Origin of the sequence: Curtobacterium sp. MCPF17_001 (assembly GCF_003234615.1) — a bacterium.
GTDB lineage: Bacteria > Actinomycetota > Actinomycetes > Actinomycetales > Microbacteriaceae > Curtobacterium.
This window is the reverse complement of sequence record NZ_QKSL01000011.1, coordinates 1-24,206: the sequence shown is the minus strand read 5'-3', so window position 1 is coordinate 24,206 and position 24,206 is coordinate 1. Positions and strand designations below refer to the sequence as shown.

At 71.0% G+C, this 24,206-nt stretch carries 18 protein-coding genes; 14 read left to right on the top strand and 4 right to left on the bottom strand.

Annotated elements, in window-relative coordinates; all coding sequences use genetic code 11:
* Positions 1 to 149: 149 nt before the first annotated feature.
* Positions 150 to 1,781, bottom strand: a complete 1,632-nt coding sequence (locus DEJ24_RS11245) for a RecQ family ATP-dependent DNA helicase (RefSeq protein WP_111078722.1) — start codon at positions 1,779 to 1,781, stop codon at positions 150 to 152.
* Positions 1,782 to 2,024: 243 nt separating this feature from the next.
* On the opposite strand from DEJ24_RS11245, the gene sucC reads away from it, so the two are divergent.
* The 3 genes from sucC (at position 2,025) to DEJ24_RS11230 (ending at position 6,227) form a co-directional block, all read left to right on the top strand.
* A complete protein-coding gene (sucC, locus tag DEJ24_RS11240; protein WP_111078721.1) occupies positions 2,025 to 3,194 on the top strand; it encodes an ADP-forming succinate--CoA ligase subunit beta in 1,170 nt (389 codons plus the stop codon).
* An 11-nt stretch (positions 3,195 to 3,205) separates the two neighbouring features.
* Positions 3,206 to 4,093, top strand: coding sequence for a succinate--CoA ligase subunit alpha (gene sucD, locus DEJ24_RS11235; protein ID WP_110903496.1), 888 nt, complete (start codon positions 3,206 to 3,208; stop codon positions 4,091 to 4,093).
* A 151-nt stretch (positions 4,094 to 4,244) separates the two neighbouring features.
* Positions 4,245 to 6,227, top strand: a complete 1,983-nt coding sequence (locus tag DEJ24_RS11230; RefSeq protein WP_111078720.1) for a DUF6350 family protein — start codon at positions 4,245 to 4,247, stop codon at positions 6,225 to 6,227.
* A 15-nt stretch (positions 6,228 to 6,242) separates the two neighbouring features.
* On the opposite strand, the gene DEJ24_RS11225 is transcribed toward DEJ24_RS11230, so the two are convergent.
* Complete coding sequence (locus DEJ24_RS11225) at positions 6,243 to 6,785, bottom strand: hypothetical protein (protein ID WP_111078719.1); 543 nt, start codon at positions 6,783 to 6,785, stop codon at positions 6,243 to 6,245.
* Between the two features lie 159 nt (positions 6,786 to 6,944).
* Here DEJ24_RS11225 and purN point away from each other — a divergent pair, with 159 nt between their 5' ends.
* The 5 genes from purN (at position 6,945) to DEJ24_RS11200 (ending at position 13,972) form a co-directional block, all read left to right on the top strand.
* Positions 6,945 to 7,538 (top strand): phosphoribosylglycinamide formyltransferase, encoded by a 594-nt coding sequence (gene purN / locus DEJ24_RS11220; protein WP_111078718.1) that lies wholly within the window; start codon positions 6,945 to 6,947, stop codon positions 7,536 to 7,538.
* Positions 7,535 to 9,175 carry a bifunctional phosphoribosylaminoimidazolecarboxamide formyltransferase/IMP cyclohydrolase gene (gene purH / locus DEJ24_RS11215; RefSeq protein WP_111078717.1) on the top strand — a complete coding sequence of 547 codons (1,641 nt, stop codon included), beginning with the start codon at positions 7,535 to 7,537 and terminating at the stop codon, positions 9,173 to 9,175. Before purN ends, purH begins: the two co-directional genes overlap by 4 nt.
* A gap of 466 nt (positions 9,176 to 9,641) precedes the next feature.
* Positions 9,642 to 11,468 carry an ABC transporter ATP-binding protein gene (locus tag DEJ24_RS11210; protein WP_111078716.1) on the top strand — a complete coding sequence of 609 codons (1,827 nt, stop codon included), beginning with the start codon at positions 9,642 to 9,644 and terminating at the stop codon, positions 11,466 to 11,468.
* A 125-nt stretch (positions 11,469 to 11,593) separates the two neighbouring features.
* A complete protein-coding gene (locus DEJ24_RS11205; protein ID WP_111078775.1) occupies positions 11,594 to 13,402 on the top strand; it encodes an ABC transporter ATP-binding protein in 1,809 nt (602 codons plus the stop codon).
* A gap of 111 nt (positions 13,403 to 13,513) precedes the next feature.
* Positions 13,514 to 13,972: a DUF805 domain-containing protein gene (locus DEJ24_RS11200; RefSeq protein WP_111078715.1), complete on the top strand. Its 459-nt coding sequence runs from the start codon at positions 13,514 to 13,516 to the stop codon at positions 13,970 to 13,972.
* On the opposite strand, the gene DEJ24_RS11195 is transcribed toward DEJ24_RS11200, so the two are convergent.
* Positions 13,969 to 14,337, bottom strand: a complete 369-nt coding sequence (locus DEJ24_RS11195; protein ID WP_111078714.1) for an MGMT family protein — start codon at positions 14,335 to 14,337, stop codon at positions 13,969 to 13,971. The genes DEJ24_RS11200 and DEJ24_RS11195 overlap by 4 nt on opposite strands.
* The gene (locus DEJ24_RS11190; RefSeq protein WP_111078713.1) at positions 14,337 to 14,789 is read right to left on the bottom strand and encodes a GNAT family N-acetyltransferase; all 453 of its coding nucleotides are present in this window, start codon (positions 14,787 to 14,789) and stop codon (positions 14,337 to 14,339) included. Before DEJ24_RS11190 ends, DEJ24_RS11195 begins: the two co-directional genes overlap by 1 nt.
* 106 nt (positions 14,790 to 14,895) lie before the next feature.
* Between DEJ24_RS11190 and DEJ24_RS11185 the strand changes: the two genes are divergently transcribed.
* From DEJ24_RS11185 to DEJ24_RS11160, 6 genes are all read left to right on the top strand, one after another.
* Positions 14,896 to 16,182 carry an ROK family transcriptional regulator gene (locus DEJ24_RS11185; RefSeq protein WP_111078712.1) on the top strand — a complete coding sequence of 429 codons (1,287 nt, stop codon included), beginning with the start codon at positions 14,896 to 14,898 and terminating at the stop codon, positions 16,180 to 16,182.
* 182 nt (positions 16,183 to 16,364) lie between these two features.
* A complete protein-coding gene (locus DEJ24_RS11180) occupies positions 16,365 to 17,723 on the top strand; it encodes an extracellular solute-binding protein (RefSeq protein WP_111078711.1) in 1,359 nt (452 codons plus the stop codon).
* Positions 17,724 to 17,836: 113 nt separating this feature from the next.
* The gene (locus tag DEJ24_RS11175) at positions 17,837 to 18,787 is read left to right on the top strand and encodes a carbohydrate ABC transporter permease (RefSeq protein ID WP_111078710.1); all 951 of its coding nucleotides are present in this window, start codon (positions 17,837 to 17,839) and stop codon (positions 18,785 to 18,787) included.
* Positions 18,788 to 18,855: 68 nt separating this feature from the next.
* Entirely contained in the window at positions 18,856 to 19,686 is an 831-nt protein-coding gene (locus DEJ24_RS11170; RefSeq protein WP_181432974.1) for a carbohydrate ABC transporter permease, read from the top strand.
* A 33-nt stretch (positions 19,687 to 19,719) separates the two neighbouring features.
* Positions 19,720 to 22,788 (top strand): glycoside hydrolase family 38 C-terminal domain-containing protein, encoded by a 3,069-nt coding sequence (locus DEJ24_RS11165; RefSeq protein WP_111078709.1) that lies wholly within the window; start codon positions 19,720 to 19,722, stop codon positions 22,786 to 22,788.
* A 293-nt stretch (positions 22,789 to 23,081) separates the two neighbouring features.
* A partial coding sequence (locus tag DEJ24_RS11160; RefSeq protein ID WP_111078708.1) for an ice-binding family protein occupies positions 23,082 to 24,206 on the top strand: 1,125 nt, incomplete at its 3' end.

Genomic DNA, 24,206 nt, shown 5'->3' with positions numbered 1-24,206 from the left:
GCGCGCCGTTCACCCGGTGGACACCGACGGGTCACACTCCCGGTGTCTACTGCACGTGCTCGGGGGAGTGGAGCGCGGTCGCCGACGGGTGGTCGAGCGACCGCGCCTTCCCCCTCCCGCCCCCCGGGGGACCGCCCGCTGCGGCTGGTTCAGACCCGTTCGAGCAGGTGCCGCTCGGTGACGTCGGCCAGGGCGAGCGTGCGGTAGCCGGCGGACTCGAAGAACACCGTCAGCCGGTCGTCCTCGGTGCTCATCACGGTTCCGCGGCCCCATTCGGAGTGCTCGACCGGCGCGTCCGGCGGCCACTCGGCGTCGTGCGACCCGTCCGCGCCGTGTGCGTCGGCGTCGGTGGCGGTGCCGGCGGAGCAGGTGTCGCAGTTGCCGCACGGCTCGGGCAGTTCGTCGCCGAAGTAGCCGAGCAGGAACTGCCGACGGCAACCGTTCGTCTCGGCAAAGCGACGCATCATCTCGATCCGGGACTCCTCGACGCGCTCCCGCTCCTTCGCGTGCGCCCTGGCGAGCTCGGCGGCCGCGGCGGCGTCCGCCGGTCCCTGCGGTGCCCGACGCAGGCCGTCCCGGTCGTCGACCAGCGCACCGGCGTCGACCAGGGTGTTCACGACCCGTCCCGCGGTGCGTGCGGCGAGCCCGGCCCGCTCGGCGACCTCGGAGCGGGCGACGGCGCCGTCGGCGGGCACCGCGTCGAACACGGCGCGGAGCGATGCCGGACGGGGTGAGCCCGAGGCGAAGAACCGGCGCAGCCCGAGGTCCTCCGACCGGTAGTGCAGGGTCGCGAGACCGACGTCGCCGTCCCGTCCGGCCCGGCCGACCTCCTGGTAGTAGGCGTCCACCGACTCGGGGACGTCGGCGTGCACGACGAAGCGGACGTCGGGCTTGTCGATGCCCATGCCGAACGCGCTCGTGGCGACGACGACGTCCAGGTCGCCGTCGAGGAACTCGTGGTGCACGTGCTCGCGGTCCCGCACCCGGAGCCCCGCGTGGTAGGCCTTCGCCCGCCGGCCCCTCTCGACGAGTTCGTCGGCGTAGAGCATGGTCTCGGCGCGGGTGGCGACGTAGACGATGCCGGCACCCTCGAGCCCCGCGACCTGGGCGATGACGGCTTCACGCTTCTCGTCCTCGTCCGTGTGCCGCTGCACCTCGAAGCGCAGGTTCGGCCGGTCGAACCCGGTGGCGAGCACGAGGGGGTCTCGCATCCCGAGGCGCTCGACGATCTCCTTCCGGACCGGCGTCGACCCGGTGGCCGTCATCGCGAGCACCGGCGGACGGCCGAGGCGTTCGACGACCTCGCCGAGGGCCAGGTAGTCCGGACGGAAGTCGTGCCCCCAGCTCGAGACGCAGTGCGCCTCGTCGACCGTGACCAGGGCGACGCCGGCGTCCCGGAGTCGATCGACGACGTCGTCCTTCGCGAGTTGCTCCGGGGCGAGGAAGACGTAGCCGGCATCTCCGGAGGCGACGGCCTGCCACGCGCCGTCGAGCTCCCGGTGCGCCCGGGTGGCGTTGATCGTGACGGCACGGGGCGCGTCCGGGTGGTCCTCGATGCCGACGACCTGGTCCTCCTGCAGGGCCACGAGCGGCGAGACCACGACGACCGGGCCGTCGAGGGCCAGGGCGGCGACCTGGTAGATCGCGGACTTGCCCGAACCGGTCGGCATCAGCGCCAGGGCGTCGCGTCCGGCGAGGACCGCGTCGACCACGGTCTCCTGGGCGTCGCGGAGTTCCCAACCGAAGACGTCGGCGGCACGGGTACGGAGATCGTTCTGCACGCGATCGACCGTGCCCGGGCCGTGCTGGCGGACCGTTCGGGGATTGCGCACTGCGGACGAGCGATCCGTACCCCGGTCGTCCCGGCGGTTCTCCACAGGGCTCCCGGCAGCGGAACCGTCCGTCCACCTGCCGGCGCTAGGCTCGGTCTCGGCCGTCGTCTCGACATCGAGCGACCCTCGATGAGGAGGACGCGACCGGATGACCGATGCCGATCGCACGAACCGTGCGGGAAGAAGAACAGCGTGGATCTTTTCGAGTACCAGGCCAGGGACCTCTTCGAGTCCTACGGCGTCCCTGTGCTGCAGGGCATCATCGCCGACACCCCCGAGCAGGCGAAGGCGGCGGCCGAGCAGATCGGCGGAGTCGTCGTCGTCAAGGCGCAGGTGAAGGTCGGCGGTCGCGGCAAGGCCGGCGGCGTCAAGGTCGCGAAGACCCCTGACGAGGCGTTCGAGCACGCACAGGCGATCCTCGGCCTCGACATCAAGGGCCACACCGTGCAGCGCGTGATGGTCGCCCAGGGCGCTGACATCGCCGAGGAGTTCTACTTCTCGGTGCTGCTCGACCGCGCGAACCGCTCCTACCTGTCGCTCGTCAGCGTCGAGGGCGGCATGGAGATCGAGCAGCTCGCGGTGGAGAAGCCCGAAGCCCTCGCACGGGTCGAGGTGAACCCGCTGACCGGGATCAACCAGGAGGCGGGGGTGGACATCGCACGCCAGGCCGGGTTCCCGGACGAGCTGGTCGACCAGGTCGCGAGCGTCTTCGTGAAGCTCTACGACGTGTTCGCGGGTGAGGACGCCACCCTGGTCGAGGTGAACCCCCTCGTCCGCACCGGTGACGGCCAGATCCTGGCGCTCGACGGCAAGGTCACGCTCGACGAGAACGCCGACTTCCGCCACGAGGGACACGGGGCACTCGAGGACACCGCCAGCGAGGACCCGCTCGAGGCCAAGGCGAAGGCCCACGGCCTCAACTACGTCAAGCTCGACGGCCAGGTCGGCGTCATCGGCAACGGTGCAGGGCTCGTCATGTCGACGCTCGACGTCGTCGCCTACGCCGGTGAGCGTCACGGCGGCGTGAAGCCCGCGAACTTCCTCGACATCGGTGGTGGTGCCTCAGCAGAGGTGATGGCCAACGGCCTCGACGTCATCCTCGGTGACCCCCAGGTGAAGAGCGTCTTCGTGAACGTCTTCGGTGGCATCACCGCTTGCGACGCCGTCGCGAACGGCATCGTCGCCGCCCTCGGCATCCTCGGCGACGCGGCCACCAAGCCGCTCGTCGTCCGCCTGGACGGCAACAACGTGGAAGAGGGCCGACGGATCCTGGCGGAGGCAGCGCACCCGCTCGTCACCGTCGCCGCGACCATGGACGACGCGGCCGAGAAGGCCGCCGAACTCGCCGCCGCAGCGGCCTGAAGGGACTGACCATGTCGATCTTCCTCAACAAGGACTCCAAGGTCATCGTCCAGGGCATCACGGGCGGTGAGGGCACGAAGCACACCGCCCTCATGCTCAAGGCCGGGACGCACGTCGTCGGCGGTGTCAACGCCCGCAAGGCCGGCACGACCGTCACCCACGGCGACGTCGAGCTGCCCGTCTTCGGTTCGGTGCGCGAGGCCATCGACACCACCGGTGCCGACGTCTCGATCGTCTTCGTCCCGCCGGCGTTCGCGAAGGACGCCGTGATGGAGGCCATCGACGCCGAGATCCCGCTGGTCGTCGTCATCACCGAGGGCATCCCCGTGCAGGACTCCGCCGAGTTCTGGGCGCACGCCAAGGCCCTCGGCGCGAAGACCCGGATCATCGGGCCGAACTGCCCGGGCATCATCACCCCCGGGGAGTCGCTCGTCGGCATCACCCCGGCGACGATCACCGGCAAGGGCCCGATCGGCCTCGTGTCGAAGTCCGGCACCCTGACCTACCAGATGATGTACGAGCTGCGTGACCTGGGCTTCTCGACCGCCATCGGCATCGGCGGCGACCCGGTCATCGGGACGACGCACATCGACGCGCTCGCCGCGTTCGAGGCCGACCCCGAGACCGAGGCCATCGTGATGATCGGTGAGATCGGTGGCGATGCCGAAGAGCGGGCCGCCGACTACATCAAGGCGCACGTCACGAAGCCGGTCGTCGGGTACGTCGCGGGCTTCACCGCCCCGGAGGGCAAGACGATGGGCCACGCCGGCGCGATCGTGTCCGGTTCCGCCGGTACGGCCGAGGCGAAGAAGCAGGCGCTCGAGGCTGCCGGCGTCAAGGTCGGCAAGACGCCGTCCGAGACCGCCGCGCTGCTGCGCGAGGTCGTCGCGGCGAAGTAGTCGCAGGCCCCCTGCGGACGGGAGGCGCGGTGCCGGCTGGCACCGCGCCTCCCGTCCGTCCGTGGTCGGGCTGGTCCGTCCACCGGTGTTTTGCCGGGGGGAGCCGCGCGGCACCCGCGAGCGCGGAGGTGGCCGCCGTATCCTCGCTGCGATGAACCGCCTGGGAACCGCTCTGCTCGCCGTGATCGAAGCGATCGTGACGGTCGGCGTCGGCGTGGGCATCGCGCTCGTCCCGCTCACCCTGCTGTGGGCGTTCGAGTACGGGCTCCAGGTCGACTGGGACGTGTTCTGGACCGCTGCCGGCAACGTCTGGCTGATCGGACACGGCGTCGACGTGACGTTCACGCTCGGGGCTGCTGCGGCGAAGGCGACCGGGTTGTCCGGAGCCTCCGCGCCGATCGGGGTGAGTCTCGCCGCCCTCGGGTTCGCCGTCGTCACCGCCTGGCTGGGCGCGCGCGCCGGACGTCGGTTTGCCGAGACCGAGCACCGCGTGACCGGCATCCTCGTCGGGACGGCCGCTGTCGCCGTCCTCGGGCTCCTCGTCGCACTGAGCTCGACCAGCGCGGCCACGCACCCGACCACCTGGCAGGCGGTCGTCGCACCGGCGCTCTGGTTCGGGATCCCCGCGGTCGTCTCCGCCGAGGTCTGCCGCCGACGCCGAGGCCTGGCCGCCGACCCGGTCACCGCGCGCATCGTCGACCTGGTCGACCGGATCCCCACCCTGTGGCGGGTCGTCGTCGGCTTCGGCCTGCGCGCCGGCACGGTCGCGACCGCATGCGTCGTCGCCGTCGCCGCAGTGCTCGTCGGACTCGTGCTGCTGGTCTCGTTCGCCGAGGTCATCACCCTCTACGAACGCTCGCACGCCGGACTGGTCGGCGGCTTCGCCCTGACCGTCGGCCAGCTCGCGTTCATCCCCGACTTCGTCGCCTGGGCCACGGCCTGGCTCGTCGGCCCGGGCTTCGCGATCGGCACCGGTTCCGCAGTGTCCCCGATCGGCACGGCACTGGGGCCGGTGCCGGCGATCCCCGTCCTCGGTGCGCTGCCGACCTCCGGGCACACGTTCGGACTCGTCTGGATCCTGGTCCCCGTCGTCGCGGGCTTCGCGGTCGGCGGGCTGATGCGGCCGCGCCTGGTGCGGATGCTCGGTGCCGCCGACTCGGCGCTGTACCGGGCGATCGGCGGTGTCGTGACCGGACTCGTCGCCGGCGTCGTCATCGGTGGCCTCGCCTGGATGTCGTCCGGCTCCGTCGGACCCGGGCGCCTGGCCGACGTCGGACCGCATGCGCTGGCCGTGGGCGGGTTCGCCGCGCTCGAGGTGGGCATCCCCGCCCTCATCGCGCTCGCGATCGGCAGCGACCTGGTCCGGCTGCCCGAGCGCTCGTGGATCGGTGAGCGCTGGCACGAGACCGAGGACGACCTCGCCACCGCCGACGCGACTCCGGAGCACGGCTCGCTCATCGCCGCGCTCGAGTCCGCCGGCGCCGGACGCACCACCGGAGTCCATCGGTTCTCGGTCGACGAGCAGCACGACGCGGTGACGACCGCGCACGCGGAGACGGACAGATCGCCGAACGCCGTCGACGAGGACGAGGACCACCGCGCGGCGGAGGCAGCGCCCGCACCCGCCCCCGCACCCGCCGCCGTCTCGACCGCTGCCGTCGCCACCGACGTCGACCTGCCCGACTGGGCACGGACCGACGCCGTCGCGGCCGAGCGCCTCGACGACCGCGCAGCAGCAGCGCCGGCCGCCGGCAGCATGCGCGCACGCCTCCGGGCTGCCGCGTCCGGTGCCCGCGACCGTGCCGGCGACCTCCGCGACCGTGCGAGTGGCCTCCGCGACCGTGCGGACGACCTGCGCCACCGTGCGGGCGGTGCCGGTCGTCCAGCGGACGAGTCGTCCACGAACGCCGCGGCCGGTCCTGCGGAACGGCGGGAGGCGCCTCCCGTCCCGCGGACGGACGAACAGCCGGCCTTCCCGTGGAGCACCGAGGAGTTCGTCGCCGGCCGTGACGACGTCGACCCGGAACCGCCGGCGCGACCCGCGCCACGGGCGACGACCTGGGACACGACGGACCAGATCCCCGAGGACGAGCTGCCATGGTGGCGGAAGCCGAAGGGCGACGACGACGCCTGAGCGAAGGTCAGCCGGTCACCTGCTGACCTTCGTCATCGTGACGGGTGAGCCGAAGTAGTCGATCTGCCCGGCGCCGACGGTGAGCGCGCCGCCGCTCCACGTGAAGCGGGCGTTGCGGCCTCGGGCGGCGGCGCTCTTGATGCGCTTCCACGTTCCGGTGAGCGATCCCACGCCGGTGGAGGCGCTCGGCGAGTTGCTCGTGTTCATCATGCACAAGCTGTCGGCACTGCAGCCGGGTGCGACGAAGGAGAGTCCGCGAGACGCCGGCCCGAGGTCCACGGCCGCGACGATCGTCGACGAGGTGCCTTCGGTGTACGTGGCGACCACGTGTCCGGTGTCGACGATCCGATCGATCTCCGCGGCGGACTGCTTCCCTTCCAAGGCCTGCAGCGCACTGAGGACCGGGTCCGCCTCCTGTGCGGCTGCTGCTGCAGCAGCGGCGGCAGGAGTGTCGATGACGGATGCGGCGTCGGCAGGATGCGTCGGCACGAGTGCGCCCGCGAAGGAGACGACGGCCGCGAGACCGGCGATGGCGAGAGGAGGGAGGGAAAGGATCACGATGACTCCGGATCGTTGCGTCGAGGACGAGTTGGGCGAGGATCTGACGCTACACACTCCAGTACCAGATGTCAGCGCGGACGACCGGTGACGATGATCGACGCCGTACGGTCAGCCTGCCCGCGCCCGGCAGCACCCGCCCCCGCTAGGCTTGCCCCCGTGCTCGAACTGGTCGTCCTGATCTCCGGTACCGGGTCGAACCTCCGAGCCCTGCTCGAGGCGACCCGCGATGCCGAGTACCCCGCCCGCGTCGTCGCGATCGGGGCCGACCGCGACGCCGAGGGCCTCCAGCTCGGCGAGGAGTACTCGATCCCGACCTTCACGGTCCCCTTCACCCGGTACGCCACCCGCGCCGAGTGGGGTGCAGCGCTCGCCGAGCAGATCCGCCCGTGGACGCCGGACCTGCTCGTGCTGTCCGGGCTCATGCGCCTGCTCCCGCCCGCGGTCGTCGCCGAGTTCGGGCCGTCGGTCATCAACACCCACCCCGCGTACCTGCCGGAGTTCCCGGGAGCGCACGGCGTCCGGGACGCGCTGGCCGCCGGCGTCACCGAGACCGGCGCGAGCGTCATCGCGGTGGACGACGGTGTCGACAGCGGTCCGGTCCTGGCGCAGGAGCGCATCCCGGTCCTGCCCGGCGACACCGAGTCGACCCTGCACGACCGCATCAAGCCCGTCGAACGTCGGCTGCTCATCCAGACCGTCCTCGACATCGCCAACGGACACATCGACCTGAAGGGCACCACCCCCGCATGAGCGTGCACGCCGCCGACCCCAGCCTGTACCGCGACCGGGACGTCGTGCCCGTGCGTCGAGCCCTCATCTCGGTGAGCGACAAGTCGGGGCTGCTCGAGCTCGCCGTCGCGCTCGCCGACGCCGGCGTCGAACTCGTCTCGACGGGCTCCACCGCGCAGACCATCCGTGACGCCGGGTACGTCGTCACCGACGTCGCGAGCGTCACGGGCTTCCCGGAGTCGCTCGACGGCCGCGTGAAGACCCTGCACCCGGCCGTGCACGCGGGCCTGCTCGCCGACCTGCGGCTGGAGTCGCACGAGCAGCAGCTCGCCGACCTGGGGATCGCCCCGTTCGAGCTGGTCGTGGTGAACCTGTACCCGTTCGTCGAGACGGTCGCCTCGGGCGCCGACACCGCGACCGTGGTCGAGAACGTCGACATCGGCGGCCCGGCGATGGTCCGCGCGTCCGCGAAGAACCACCCGAACGTCGCGATCGTGGTGTCGCCGTCCTCGTACGCCGAGGTCGTCGAAGCCGTCCGTGCCGGCGGCACGACCCTGGAACTCCGCAAGCGTCTGGCCGCGCAGGCCTTCGGCCACACCGCGGCGTACGACACCGCGGTCGCCAGCTACTTCGCGTCCGAGGTCGTGGCCCCGTCGGCAACGTCCGCGGCAGCAGAGCACGACGGCCAGGAGGCCCCCAGCGCGTTCCCGGAGCACCTCACGCTGTCCGCGGACCGAACCGCGACGCTCCGCTACGGCGAGAACGCCCACCAGTCCGCGGCGCTCTACACGAGCACGAACGGCACCGGGATCGCCCAGGCGACGCAGCTGCACGGCAAGGAGATGTCGTACAACAACTACGTCGACGCCGATGCCGCCGTCCGCGCCGCGTACGACTTCACCGAGCCGGCCGTCGCGATCATCAAGCACGCCAACCCCTGCGGCATCGCGGTCGCGGCGCCCGACGCCGGTGACCCGATCGCCTCGGCGCACGCGGCTGCCCACGCCTGCGACCCGCTGTCGGCATTCGGCGGCGTCATCGCGGCGAACCGGACGGTGACCCGCGGCATGGCCGAGACGATCGCCGACATCTTCACCGAGGTCGTCGTCGCTCCCGCGTTCGACCCGGAGGCGCTCGAGGTCCTGTCCCGCAAGAAGAACATCCGGCTGCTCACGCTGCCGGCTGACTTCGCGCTCGCCGAGCGAGAGGTCAAGCAGATCTCCGGCGGGTTCCTCGTGCAGGACGCCGACCGCTTCACGGCGTTCGACCAGTCCACGTGGACGCTCGTCTCCGGCGAGCCGGCCGACGAGCAGACCCTGGCGGACCTGGCGTTCGCGTGGAAGGCGAGCCGTGCGGTGAAGTCGAACGCGATCCTCCTGGCGAACCAGGGCGCGAGCGTCGGTGTCGGGATGGGGCAGGTCAACCGGGTCGACTCGTGCCACCTCGCGGTGAACCGGGCCGGGGACCGCGCTGCCGGTTCGGTCGCGGCGTCCGACGCGTTCTTCCCGTTCGCCGACGGCCTGCAGGTGCTGCTCGACGCGGGCGTCCGTGCCGTCGCCCAGCCCGGCGGGAGCGTCCGCGACGACGAGGTCATCGCGGCTGCGACCGCTGCCGGTGTGACGATGTACTTCACGGGCGAGCGGCACTTCTTCCACTGAGTCCAGTTCGACTCCGCGTCGACCAGGGCACAACCGGCACGAGATCCTGGTTGCGTCCTGAGAGTCGCTGCCGATAGTCTGCAAGGCTCCGCGACCTCATCGCTGACGACTTCTCAGGTCGGCAGCACCGCGGGCACGACGGTGACGACGACGAGACTGGAGTGACGATGGACACGACGACCGGCACCACCGCAACGGCTGCCCGGACGCGGTCGACGTCCATCGACACGGCCGCTCCCGGCGTCCCGACACCGCCGTCCGCCTAGGCGCACGACCGGCCCCACCCGCCCCACGGGCGACGTCGTCCCAGCGGCGCCGACGGAACCCGAGGGACTCCGCGCGCTGTCGCGGTGGACCCGAGCGGGCACCCGGCCGACCAGACCACGCAACGCACCCCGGGCCTCCCGTCCGGTCAGACGCAACCTGACCGCACCGGCGCCCGTACGAAGCACGAGGACGCACACGCATGTCCCAGGTACCCCACCGGGAACCGGCGCCGACACCGGCGCGCCCATCCACCGCCCGCGCCATCGCGCGCATCTGGCCCTACGTCAAGCCGTACCGATGGCGGCTGCTCGGCGGGATGCTGGCGGCGCTCGGCGCCTCCGTCGTCGCGCTCGTCATCCCGTACGTGCTGCAGGCGCTCGTCGACGGACCGCTCGCGTCCGGTGACGGCAGCCGCATCTGGCCCGCGGGACTCGGCGTGCTGGCGCTCGGCGTCCTCGAGGCGTTCTTCATCGCCTCCCGTCGGAAGATGGTCATGCGGCCGTCGACCCGGATCGAGGCGAGCATGCGCAACGCGCTGTACGCGAAGCTGCAGGACCTGCCGGTCGCCTTCCACGACCGGTGGGAGTCCGGGCAGCTGCTGTCCCGATCGGTGTCCGACCTGTCACTGATCCGCCGTTGGCTCGCCTTCGGGATCGTGCTCCTGGTCGTCAACGTCGTGACGATCGTCATCGGGTTCGGTGTCCTGTTCACCTTCGGGTGGCAGCTCGGCCTGATCTTCCTGGTCGCCTCGATCCCGGTCTGGGTGAACAGCGTGCTGTTCGAGCGCAAGTACTCGGTCGTCGCCCGACGCAGTCAGGACCAGGTCGGAGACCTCGCGACCAGTGTCGAGCAGTCGGTGCACGGCATCCGCGTGCTCAAGGCGTTCGGCCGCGGTCGGTACAAGCTCGACGAGTTCGCCGAGCAGGCCGAACAGCTGCGCGGCACCGAGATCGAGAAGGCCAAGGCGATCGCGGCGATCTGGTTCTGGCTGCTGCTCGTGCCGGACGTGGCGTTCGCGCTGTGTCTGCTCGCCGGCATCTGGCTCGCCAGCCAGGGGGAGCTGAGTGTCGGCCAGCTGTTCGCGTTCTTCGCGACGGCGACCGTGCTGCGGTTCCCGATCGAGTCGATCGGCTTCTTCCTGTCGATGACGTTCGACACCCGCACCGCCGTGGACCGGTTCTTCGAGGTCATGGACTCCGAGAACACGATCACGGACCCGGAGTCGCCGAAGACGATCGCAGAACCCCACGGGGCACTCGCCTTCAACGCGACGCACTTCCGCTACCAGGACTCCCCGGCGCAGTTCCCCGACCTGGTGAACGGCGTCGAGCTGCAGCTGCGTCCCGGCGAGACCATGGCGCTCGTCGGCCTCACCGGCTCGGGCAAGACGACCCTGCTGGCGCTCGTCCCGCGGCTGTACGACGTGACCGGGGGATCGGTGACGATCGACGGCGTCGACGTCCGCGACCTGTCCCGCGCCGAACTCCGTCGGCACGTCGGCGTCGCGTTCGAGGACGCCACCCTGTTCTCGTCGAGCGTGCGGGACAACGTCCTGCTCGGGCGGCCCGACCTGTCCGGGGACGAAGCCGAGCGGGTCATGCGCGAGGCGCTCGACATCGCGCAGGCGTCCTTCGTGGACGACCTGCCCGAGGGTGTCGACACCCGCGTCGGCGAAGAGGGGCTGTCCCTCTCCGGTGGTCAGCGACAGCGCCTGGCGCTCGCCCGGGCGATCGCGGCGCGTCCGAGCGTGCTCGTCCTCGACGACCCGCTGTCCGCGCTCGACGTGGACACCGAGGCGCGCGTCGAGGCCGGGCTCCGCCGGGTGCTCGCCGAGACGACCTCGCTCATCGTCGCCCACCGTCCGTCCACCGTGACCCTCGCCGACCGCGTGGCACTCATGGAGAACGGGCGCGTCACCGCCGTCGGCACCCACTCGGAGCTGATGGCCACCAACGAGCACTACCGCTTCGTCATCTCGTCGCTCGACGACGACGACGCCGAGGACCGAGAGGAGGAGATGGCATGAGCAACGAGACCGACCACGACCAGCCCCTGACCGTCGACCAGGAACCGACGGGAGGCTCGGTGCCGGTGGCGCAGGTCGGCACCGGCACGCAGGCGGCCGAGGCGGCAGCTCCGGTCACCGCGTCCATCACCGTCCACGGGACACGCGGTGAGGAGCGTGAGGACTTCACGAAGGCCGAGAGCCGTCGGCTGCGCCGTCGGTCGCTGACGCTGCTCAGCTCCCTCGCGGCACCGCTCAAGGCCCGGCTCTGGGGCATCGCGGTCGTCGTGGTGCTCTCCACCGGTGGACAGGTCGCCGGCCCGACGCTCATCGCGTGGGGCATCGACAACGCCCTGCCCGCCGTGCTCGACCGCGACGACTGGATGCCGGCGTTCCTCGTCGTCGGGCTGTACATCACCATCGCGATCGTCGGGGCGGTCCTCACCGCCTGGTACACGGTGCTGGCGGCCCGGATCAGTCAGGCGATCCTGTTCGACCTCCGGAAGCGGGTGTTCCTGCACACGCAGCGGCTGTCGCTGGAGTTCCACGAGACGTACACGTCGGGGCGGATCATCTCCCGGCAGACGAGCGACCTGGACTCCATCCGGGAACTGCTCGACTCCGGGTTGAACCAGCTCATCCAGGGCGTCCTGTACATGGTGTTCACCGCAGTCGCGCTGGTGTTCCTCGACCCGACCTCGGGCCTGGTGCTCGCGATCGCCCTCGTCCCGCTGTGGTTCCTGACCCGGTGGTTCCAGCAGCGCTCGCAGCAGCTGTTCCGCTCCACCCGGACGACCAGCGCCCGTGTGATCGTGCACTTCGTCGAGACGATGACGGGCATCCGCGCGGTGCAGGCGTTCCGCAAGGAGTCCCGCAACGAGACCGAGTACGGCGTCCAGGTCGAGCAGAACCGGCAGGCGAACGCCCGGGTGTTCAACCTGTTCGGGATCTTCGACCCGGGCCTGGTCCTCATCGGCAACGCAACCCTGGCTACCGTCGTCATCGTCGGCGGCTTCCGGGTCGTCGGTGGATCGCTGGAGATCGGCGCGCTGCTCGCGGTCGCCCTGTACGCCAAGCGGTTCTTCGACCCGGCGCAGGAACTCGCGATGTTCTACAACAGCTACCAGTCGGCATCCGCGGCGATGGAGAAGATCTCCGGCGTGCTCGAGGAACGGCCGAGCGTGCCGGACCCGACGAAGCCGACGAAGCTGCCGGACGCCCGGGGTCGGATCGACTTCGACCACGTGGAGTTCGCGTACACGGCCGACCGGGTCGTGCTGCCGGAGTTCGACCTGCACATCCCGTCCGGGCAGACGATCGCCCTGGTCGGGTCCACCGGTGCCGGCAAGTCGACGCTCGCGAAGCTGATGGCCCGGTTCTACGACCCGACCTCGGGCACGGTGACGCTCGACGGCGTGGACCTGCGGGACCTCGACCCGAAGGACATGCGCCGCGCCATCGTGATGGTGACGCAGGAGGCGTACCTGTTCTCGGGGTCCGTCGCGGACAACATCGAGCTCGGCCGACCCGGGGCCTCCCGGGCGGACATCGAGTCGGCGGCGAAGGCCGTCGGCGCACACGAGTTCATCATGGCGCTGCCGGACGGGTACGACACCGACGTCAACAAGCGCGGTGGCCGGGTGTCGGCGGGGCAGCGCCAGCTGCTCTCGTTCGCCCGGGCGTTCCTCGCCGACCCGAAGGTGCTCATCCTCGACGAGGCCACGGCGTCGCTCGACATCCCGTCGGAGCGTCTGGTGCAGGAGGGCCTGGAGACCCTGCTCGCCGACCGCACCGCAGTGATCATCGCGCACCGGTTGTCCACGGTCGCGATCGCCCACCGGGTGCTCGTGATGGAGTACGGCCGCATCGTCGAGGACGGCACGCCCGCCGACCTCATCGCGGGGACCGGACGGTTCGCGCAGCTGCACGCGGCCTGGCGCGACTCGTTGGTCTGACGACCGCTGCGCTCTGCCCCGCACATCGCGCCCCGTTCCGACGGGGCTCGATGTGCGTCCGGGGGCGCGTCCCGTCCGGAGTCCGGCGGGACGGCGTGGTTGGGTGGGGGGATGAGCGACAACGACGTGCAGCCGGGCGGTGTCGCCCTCCGCGATCCCCTCTACGGCGCGCCCTTCGCCGAGGCCGTCCGACGGTTCTGGCGGAAGTACACCGTGTTCACCGGCCGGGCCTCGCGCGCCGAGTTCTGGTGGTGGTGGCTGACCTCGTTCGCGATCGGTCTGGTGCTGCAGCTCGTGCCGCAGGTCTTCACCCCCGATGCACCGCTGCTCGAGAACCCCGTCGGGTCCTACCTGTTCGTGCTGTGGGCGCTGATCACCCTCATCGGCGGGCTGGCACTCGGCGCTCGGCGGCTGCACGACGCGAACCTGTCCGGGTTCTGGCAGTTCCTGCACGTGCTGCCGGGCATCGGGTCGCTCGTGCTGTTCGTGGTGTTCCTGCTGCCGCCGAACGCGAAGGGCACGCGGTTCGACGTCCGGCCCGGGGCCGCGACGACCACTCGGAAGCGCTAGCCGCCGAGGCCGTCGGGCTCGTCGGGCGGACCGTCGTCTGGCCAGCCGTCCCCGGACGGTGACCAGCGCGCCCGCCGCATGTCGAGCCTCCAGGACGCGCCGTCCCGCGACCACCGGAGCGGCGTGCCCTCGACGCGGTACTGCTCCAGTGCGCGCGCCTCGTGGCGGACCGGCGGCAGCCCACCGGAACGGACGACCCGCCACCACGGCAGGTCCGAGCCCTCGTGCGCCATCACCTTGCCGACCGCGCGGGACGCACGCGAGCCGAGCACCGCGGCGACGTCGCCGTACGTCATGACCCGCGCCGGCGGGATGGCACGGACGACCGCGGCGACCTCGGCCCCGAAGTCGACCGGTTCCGGCACTACAGCGTCAGGGCCGCGAAGTGGTCGCCGTACTGCGTCTCACCGACGACGGTGAAGCCGATGGCCTCGAAGAACGCCTCGGGGCTGCCGGTGCCCGGCTCGTAGACGACGGTGAGGCGCTCGAAGCCGCGCTTGCGGGCCTCCTCCGCCAGTCCGTGGACGGCGAAACGACCGACCCCGCGCCCCTGCGCGTTGGCCGCGACGTTGACGCGCCAGATGCAGCTGCGGAGTTCCTCCTGCGCGTTCTCGGCGTCGAAGCTGCCGACGATGAGGCCGACGACCTCGTCCCCGTCCAGGACGACGCGGGGCCAGGCGGCGCTCGGCTTGACGTCCGACTCGGCCTGCGCGTACGAGGTGGGCTGGACGAACTGCTCCTGCCCCGGCTTCAGGGTCAGGGAGTTGGCCGCGGCGACGGTCGCTGCGGAGAGTTCTTCGAGGCGGAGGTCCGTCATGTCGGTCAGGGTAACGGTGCAGGCGGGTGAGAAGCCAGCGATGGGTCCGGCGGCGGTCACCCCGTGCGCGTCGCACCGCGCATGTCACCGGCGGTATGGTCGCCAGATGGCGGAGCATCGGCGGGGGGCGAACCTGCCGTCGTTGGGCGGGTTCAACCGCACGGTCGTGCTCGACGCCGTCCGCCGCTCCCGGGACGGCCTGAGCCGCGTCGAGCTCGCCGCGCGGACCGGCCTCAGCCCGCAGACCGTCTCGAACGTCACCCGGTTCCTCATCGACGCCGGCATGATCGTCGAGTCCGGAACGGTCGTGTCGGGTCGCGGCAAGCCGCGCACGATCCTCCGACTGGAGGCCCGCAGCCGGTTCGCCGTGGGGGTGCACGTCGATCCCGCGGTCGTCACCTACGTGCTGCTCGACCTGGCGGGTGCGGTCGTCGCCGAGGCCACCACCTCGACCCCCAACGCCGAGGACCCGGACCAGGTGGTCCGGACGATGGCGGCCGCGGTCGACGGGCTGGTCCGCCGGTCCGGGGTCGCACCCGACAGCGTGCTCGGTGTCGGCATCGCCTCGCCGGGGCCGATCGACGCGGCGGCCGGCGTCGTGCTCGACCCGCCGTTCCTGCCCCGGTGGCGGGACGTCGCGCTCCGGGACGCCCTGGGTCACGCCACCGGGTACCCGGTGCTCCTCGAGAAGGACGTCACGGCGGCGGCCGTCGGCGAGATGTTCCTCGAGCGGGGTGCGGCGGCCCGCGACTTCGCCTTCGTGTACTTCGGCACCGGGTTCGGAGTCGGGCTCGTCATCGACCACGAGCCCGTCCGCGGTTCCGGGGCGAACGCGGGCGACGCCGGGCACATCATGGTCGACCAGGGGCCCCTCGCCGGGACCGGCGACGGGGACGGCACGCGCGGCGAGGTCGGGGCGACGGTGATGCCCGACCGCCTGGTGCGGATCGCGGTCGAACGGGGGATCGCCCTGGGCGACGGACTGCTCGCCGCCGGGACGGCTGCTGCCGACGGTGCCGACATCGCGGTCGACCTGGCGGCGGTCGACCGGGCGTGGGACGTACTCGCCACAGCGATCGCGGCGGAGGACCCGGCGGCGCAGGCCCTCGCGGCCGAGATCGGCACCGTGATGGGGCGGGCCGTCGTCGTCATCGTGAACCTGCTCGACCTCGACCGGGTGGTGTTCGGCGGACCGTTCTGGTCGCGGATCAGCAGCGCGGCCCTCCCGGCTGCCACCGCGGCGATCACCGGCTCGCCGATCCTGGTGCCGAAACACCCGGTCACCGTCGTCGAGAGCCGGCGGGGGACCGACGTGGCCGCGGTCGGGGCGGCCTGCCTGGTGCTCGACGCTGCCCTGTCGCCGCGCGCGAGCACGATGCTCATCGCCCACTGAACGGCTGCCGCCCACGCGGCTGCCGCCCACGCGGCTGCGTGCGGAACCGTCCCCCGGGCCGCAGGTCACGAACCGGGCGCACTTTGCACCCATGTCTTGACAACGTTTAAGTCCATACGGTGGACTAACTGCGCAACGCGGGCAACGGAGTCCGCGACCTTCACCCGTGCAAAGGAGCACCGATGAAACGCACCCGCATCATCGCCGGACTCGCAGCCGTGGCAGTCGCCGCAGTGGGTCTCGCAGGCTGCTCGAGCTCGGGGTCCGCCTCGAGTGACACCATCAAGATCGCGTACCAGAAGTACGGTGCCTTCCAGCAGCTCGACGCCCAGATGAAGGTCGTCAAGAAGGAGTACGAGAAGGACAACCCGGGCAAGAAGGTCACGCTCGTCCCGATCCAGGCCCAGGGCAACGACTACTACACGAAGCTCGCGCTGATGAACAAGGCGCCCGCCACCGCGCCGGACGTCATGTACGAGGACACGTTCCTCGTCAAGGCCGACGCCGAGGCGGGCTACCTGCTGCCACTCGACGAGTACACGGACAAGTGGGACGAGTGGGACCAGTTCTTCGACAACGCCAAGCAGGCCGGGCAGGGTGACGACGGCAAGGTCTACGGCGTCCCGATGGGCACCGACACCCGAGCCCTCTGGTACAACAAGGACGTCTTCAAGGAGGTCGGTCTGCCCGTTCCGTGGCAGCCGAAGACCTGGGACGACGTGCTCGCCGCCGCGAAGACCATCAAGGACGAGAAGCCCGACCTCATCCCCTTCAACATCTACTCGGGCAAGGCGCAGGGCGAAGCGTCGACCATGCAGGGCTTCGAGATGCTCCTGTACGGCGCGGACGGCCCCGGCAACACGCTGTACAAGGACAAGAAGTGGGTCACCAACTCGAAGCAGTTCCAGGACTCGCTGCAGTTCGTGAAGGACGTCTACCAGGGCGATCTCGGCCCGACACCGCAGCAGGCGCTCGACACCAACGTGGGCACGACCATCGCGCAGACGTGGTTGCCCGAGGGCAAGCTCGCGATCGACCTCGACGGCTCGTGGCAGTCCGGCACCTGGCTGAAGTCCGGCACCGCCCCGTGGGCCGAGTGGAACGACGTGATGGGCCAGGCGGCCATGCCGACCCAGAACGGCCAGGAGCCCGGCTACAACAGCATGTCCGGTGGCTGGACCCTGGCGGTCGGCGCCAAGACGAAGAACCCGCAGGCGGCGTTCGATTTCATCACCACCTTCCTCAGCAAGGACGGTTCCCTGAAGTACGACTCCGAGAACAGCCAGATCGCCGTCCGCAAGGACGTCGCCGAGGACCCGGAGTACACCGGCGCCAACCCGACGTTCAAGTTCTTCTCAGGCCTCGTGGAGCACACCAACTTCCGCCCCGCCACGAGTGACTACTCGCAGATCTCGAACGCCATCCAGGTCGCCATGGAGTCGGTGATGACCGGACAGCAGTCGCCGAAGGAAGCGGCGGCCGCTTACGACGACGCCGTCGTCGGCGTGGTCGGCAAGGAGAACACGGTCTCGGCGCGCTGACCGGACCGGGCCCTGACCCGACCGTCGTCGGACGGGAGGAGCGGTGCCAGCCCGCACCGCTCCTCCCGTCCGTCCCCACTCATCACCGTGAGCTGTCCTGGAAGGCACCCAGCATGACCAGTACTCCCCTCGCGCCGGTGGTCCCGGCGCCCGGTGCGCCGAGACGCACCGACCCTCCCGTCCCGCGGAAGCGCAAGCCGCTCCGCAACGTCGGTCGGGCCGTCCCGCTCCTGCCGGCGCTCGTCCTGCTCGTGATCTTCCTGCTCGGCCCCGTCATCTCGTCGTTCTACGGGTCGTTCACGAACTCCGCCCTGACCGGCGCCGGCGCTGCCGACCAGCAGTTCGTCGGCATGCGGAACTACATCGAGCTGTTCCAGGACAAGGACTTCCCGAAGTCCGTCATCCTGACCGTGGTGTTCCTGCTCGCCTCGGCGGTCGTGGGACAGAACGTGCTCGGACTCGGTCTGGCGCTCCTCATGCGGTCGGCGAACAAGGTCGTCCGCTCGATCGTCGGCACCTTCGTCGTCGCGGCGTGGGTCCTGCCCGAGATCGTGGCGTCCTTCGCGGCGTACGCGTTCTTCAACGACGAGGGCACGCTCAACTCGTTCCTGGCGGTCTTCGGGATCACCGGTTCGAACTGGCTCTACACGTACCCGATGGTCGCGGTCATCCTGGCGAACATCTGGCGCGGCACCGCGTTCTCGATGCTCGTCTACTCCGCCGCCGTGCAGGAGGTCCCCGAGGAGATCACCGAGTCCGCCGAGGTGGACGGCGCCACCGGGTGGCAGCGACTCGTGTACATCACGCTGCCGGTGATCCGCCGGAGCATCTCCACGAACCTCATGCTGACGACGCTGCAGACGCTGTCGGTCTTCACCCTCATCTTCGTGATGACCGGTGGCGGGCCGGGCACCAACTCCTCGACGCTGCCGATCCTGGCGTACCAGGAGGCGTTCAAGTTCTCGCAGCTCGGCTTCGGGACCGCGATCGCGACCATCCTGCTCGTGGTGGGGGCGGTCTTCTCGATCATCTACATCAGAGCGCTCAAGCCGGAGGTGGACTGATGGCCATCACAGCCCCGTCCCTCGACCAGACCACGACCCGTTCGATCACCGCGCCGGGGTCCCTGCACATGACCTCGCCCCGAGGCCGGACGATGCGGTGGGTGTCGAACGTCGTGCTGCTCGTCATCGCGGTCTGCTTCGCGGTGCCGCTCCTGTGGCTCGTGTTCGCCTCGCTCGACGCGCAGGCGTCGCTGTCGGTGAAGCTGCCGTCGCAGTTCACGCTGGACAACTTCACGACGGTGCTCACCCCGGAGCTGTCGTTCATCCCGCTCGGCAACAGCCTGCTGCTCTCCGGCGGGACGGCGGTCGTCACGGTCGTCGTCGCGATCCTCGCCGCGTACCCGCTGTCCCGGTACAAGATGCGCGTCAACAAGCCGTTCCTGTACAGCATCCTGTTCGGCACCGGCCTGCCGATCACCGCGATGATGGTGCCCGTCTACGCGCTGTTCGTGTCGCTCAACCTCATCGACAACATCTACGGCTGCATCTTCTTCCTCGCCGCGACCAGCCTGCCGATGGCGATCTGGATGGCGAAGAACTTCATGGACGCGGTCCCGATCTCGCTCGAGGAAGCGGCCTGGACCGACGGGGCGTCGATGTTCACGACGCTGTGGCGGATCGTCATCCCGCTGATGCGACCGGGCATCGCCGTGGTGTTCATCTTCGTGTTCATCCAGGCGTGGGGGAACTTCTTCGTCCCCTTCGTCCTGCTGCTCTCGCCCGACAAGGTGCCCGCCGCGGTGAGCATCTTCAACTTCTTCGGGCAGAACGGGGCGGTGGCCTACGGGCAGCTCGCCGCGTTCTCGATCGTCTACTCCGTGCCCGTCATCGCGCTCTACGTGCTCGTGTCCCGAGGCCTCGGCGGCGGCAACGCCCTCGCCGGCGGCATCAAGGGCTGACCGAACTCCACCGCTGGGAAGGAACCCATCTCCATGCACCAGGACGAACCCCTCGTCGAGGCCCGGATCGCACGACTCGTGCGGGACCGCGTCGACCCGAACGTCCACCGCCGGGCATCGCCGGTCACGATCGAGGCGTGGCAGGTCCCGGACGAACCCGTGCCCTTCGCCGAGGCCGTGACCCAGCACTACGAACCGTTCACCGTCGGCTCCCCGTGGGGCGGTCGGCCCTGGGGCACCACCTGGTTCCGTGTGACCGGCACCGTCCCGGCCGACTTCGGCACCGCCGAGGGCACCACTGCCGAGCTGCACGTCGACCTCGGGTTCACCAAGCGCCAGGCCGGGTTCCAGGCCGAGGGGCTCGCCTGGCGTGCGGACGGCTCCACGATCAAGGCCATCGAGCCGCGCAACGACAGCGTCCCGCTGCAGGTCGCCCCGGGCGAGTCGTTCGAGCTGTACATCGAGGCCGGCGCCAACCCCGACATCGGCGGGGACTCGTTCCAGGGCGCCACCCCGCTCGGCTCGAAGCACACCGCGGGCGACGCCCCGATCTACCGGCTCCGCGCGCTCGAGGTCGTCGAACGGGACGACACCGTGTGGGAGTTGCAGCAGGACCTGTGGGTGCTCCGCGGGCTGATGGCGGAACTGCCGACCGACGGCACCCGCGGTGCCGACGTCCTCCGGGTGCTCGAACGGGCCGCGGACGCGCTCGACCCCGACGACGTCGCCGGGACCGCCGCCGACGCCCGTGCCGTCCTGGCCGGGGCGCTCGCCGTACCCGCCAGCGGCTCGGCGCACCGCGCGATCGCCGTCGGACACGCCCACATCGACTCCGCCTGGCTCTGGCCGGTACGCGAGACCAAGCGCAAGTGCGCCCGGACCTTCTCGAACGTGCTCGACCTGATGGACCGTGATCCCGACTTCACCTTCGCGTGCTCGTCGGCGCAGCAGTACGCGTGGTTGCGCGACGAGTACCCCGAGGTCTTCGCGCGCATCAAGCAGCGCGTCGCCGAGGGCAGGTGGATCCCGGTCGGCGGCATGTGGGTCGAGTCCGACACGAACCTGCCCGGCGGCGAAGCCCTGGCCCGCCAGTTCGTCGCCGGCAAGCGGTTCTTCCTCGAGGAGTTCGGCGTGGACACCCCCGAGGCATGGCTCCCCGACTCGTTCGGCTACACGGGCGCGCTGCCGCAGATCGTCCGGGCCGCCGGATCGAAGTGGTTCGTCACGCAGAAGCCGTCGTGGAACGAGACGAACGTCATCCCGCACACCTCGTTCCTCTGGGAGGGCATCGACGGCTCCCGCGTCCTCACCCACCTGCCGCCGGCGGACACGTACAACTCGGACGTCTCGCCCGCCGACCTGCACCGTGGGGAGCGGAACAACAAGGAGCGCGGCGTCGCGAACACCTCGATGCTGCTCTACGGCTTCGGCGACGGCGGCGGCGGTCCCACCCGCGAGATGGTCGCCGCCGCACGCCGGCAGCACGACCTGGACGGCTCACCCCGGGTCGAACTCGGGACACCGGCACAGGTGTTCGAGGAGCTCGAGCGCGCCCTGCCCACCCCCGGTGTGTGGTCCGGCGAGATGTACCTGGAGTTCCACCGCGGCACCTACACGTCACAGATCCGCACCAAGCAGGGCAACCGCCGCTCCGAGCACCTGCTCCGCGAGGCCGAACTCTGGGCGACGACGGCCGCGGTGCGCCTCGGTCGGGAGTACCCGTACGACGCGCTCGAGTCGGCCTGGCACACCGTGCTCCTGCAGCAGTTCCACGACATCCTGCCCGGCTCGTCGATCGCCTGGGTCTACGAGAACGCCGAGGCCGAGTACGCCCGCGTCGCCGCGGTGCTCGAGGAGCTGATCGGCACCGCGACCACGGCCCTCGCCACCGGTGGTGCGGGTCCGGACAGCGGCGCGGACCGGCCGGGAGGCCCACCCTCCGCCGCCTCGCACGTCCGGTTCAACGCGTCCCCGGTCCCCGCCGACGGGGTCCGCGCGCTGGGAGCCGAGCCGGTCGACGCGGCGCGCGCCGTGCCTCCCGTCCGCGACGGCGACCGCTTCGTCTTCGACACCGGCGTCGTCGTCGCCACCGTCGACGCCGACGGACACGTCGTCTCGCTCGTCGACCGCGGCACCGGCCGCGACGCCGTCGCGCCGGGGGAGGCCGCCGCCGAGTACACCGTGTTCCGCGACACCCCGAACCAGTGGGAGGCGTGGGACATCGACCGCGCCTACCAGCGGCACGGGTCGGTGCTCGCCGCGACGAGCGTGACGGTCGAGGGGGACGCGCTCGTCGTGGTCCGCCCGTTCGGCCGCTCCACCGTCACCACCCGCTACACGGCGACCGAGGGGCAGCCGGAGCTCGTCGTCGAGACGGGGGCCGACTGGCACGAGCAGCAGAAGCTCCTCAAGCTGTCGTTCCCGCTCGACCTCAAGGCCGACCAGGCCTCGAGTGAGATCCAGTTCGGGCACATCGACCGGCCGACGCACCAGAACACGTCGTGGGACTTCGCCCGGTTCGAGACGAGCGCCCACCGCTGGGTGCACGTCGCCGAGCCGGGGTTCGGCGTCGCGATCGCGAACGACTCCACCTACGGGCACGACGTCACACGGCGGACCCGTGCAGACGGTGGCACCACGACGCAGGTCCGCGAGTCGCTGGTGCGCGGGCCGAAGTTCCCCGACCCCGAGGCCGACCAGGGCCACCACGTGTTCCGGACCGTGCTGCGGGTCGGCGCCTCGGTGCTCGACGCGGCCGACTCCGGGTACCGGCTCAACCTGCCGGTCCGTGCCGTGCCGGGCGACCGTGTCGTGGAGCCGCTCGTCACGGTGTCGTCGCCGCAGGTGTTCGTCGAGGCCGTGAAGCTCGCCGAGGACCGCTCGGGCGACGTCGTCGTGCGCCTGTACGAAGCACTCGGCGGCCGGGCGACCGACGTCGGCGTCGACTTCGGCTTCGACGTCGCCGGGGTGACCCGGGTCGACCTGCTGGAACGACCGCTCGACGACGGAACCGGAACCCCCGTGCAGTGGGACGACGGGACGCCCGTGGTCCTGACCATGCGGCCCTTCGAGCTCGTCACCCTGCGGGTCCGGCGGGCGTAGACGTCGGGCCGACGCGAGACCGCGGCGTCGGGCGAGGCTCTGGGTGCACTCGTCCGGCGCCGCTCGTGCGGGGGTACGGCGGCCCGTCGCCACGCCCACCCCACTACTGGGGGTGCGGACGCGCCTGGGATCGCCTTCCAGACTGCTCAGGCTGGGAGTCCGGCGGGTAGACAGAGCGTTTTCAGGCGATCGCCCCTGATCAGAGCGCCTGGAGTGCATACTGCGACGACGGAGATCATGCGCCCGTCGTCGACGATCGCACTGTGCCTCTCCCTCTCAGTCAGGTGCCTCCCATGGCGACGTCCCCGTTCCTCCGCAGAGTCCTGACGGGTGGTGCCGCGCTCGGCCTCGCAGCGTCCCTCGTCCTCATGGCGTCGTCCGGTGCCTCCGCCGCGACCGAGATCGACGGGCCCGTCAAGCTCGGGACCGCTGCGACCTACGGGGTGCTCGCCAGCCAGGCCATCACCAACACCGGACCGACCGTCGTCAACGGCGACCTCGGCGGACCCCCCAGCTCCAAGATCAGCGGGTTCGGTGGACTGCCGAACGGCCTGGTCACGGGCACCGTCCGCACCCCGACCGAAGCCGCGCTCGCGCAGCAGGACGCCCGGAACGCCTTCAACGTCGCGGCCTCCCTCACGCCGAGCGGCGTCGACGTCAGCGACCTCGACAACGTCGGGACGCTCGTGCCGGGCGTCTACTCCGGTGGCGCGCTCAACCTGTCGGACAACAACACGCTCACGCTGAACGGCAACGCCCAGTCGACCTGGGTGTTCCAGGCAGCCTCGTCGTTGGTCGTCGGGACGAACTCGCGGATCCTCATCACCGGTGGGGCGAGCTCGTGCAACGTGTTCTGGCAGGTCGGCAGCTCGGCCACCATCCAGACCAGCTCGCAGTTCCAGGGCACCGTCCTCGCGAGGACGTCCGTGACCGCGGTCACCGGCGCGACCGTCCAGGGCCGCCTGATCGCGCTCGACGCCGCCGTGACGCTCGACACGAACACGATCACCCCGGCGCAGAGCTGCCCGCCGCCCACGACGCCCACCCCGACCGTGGCACCCTCGATCACCTCCGGCACGCCGACGGCCGCGACCACCGGCCGGCCCTACAGCTACACCGTGACCGCCACCGGGACGCCGACGCCGACCTTCACCGCGACGGGGCTGCCCGCCGGTCTGACGATCGACAGCACCACCGGGGTCATCTCGGGCACCCCGACCGCCACGGGTTCCTCGACCGTGACGATCACCGCCTCGAACGGCACCGGACCGGCCGACACCCAGGTCGTCACGGTCCGCGTCGTGGCGCCGACGCCACGTGGCCGCCCTCGTCCTCGGCGAGGGGCTGCACGCCCGACTCGGGCAGGGCGACGGCGACGTGTGGTGCGACGCTGCCCGCGACGGCGAGCGTCAGGCGTC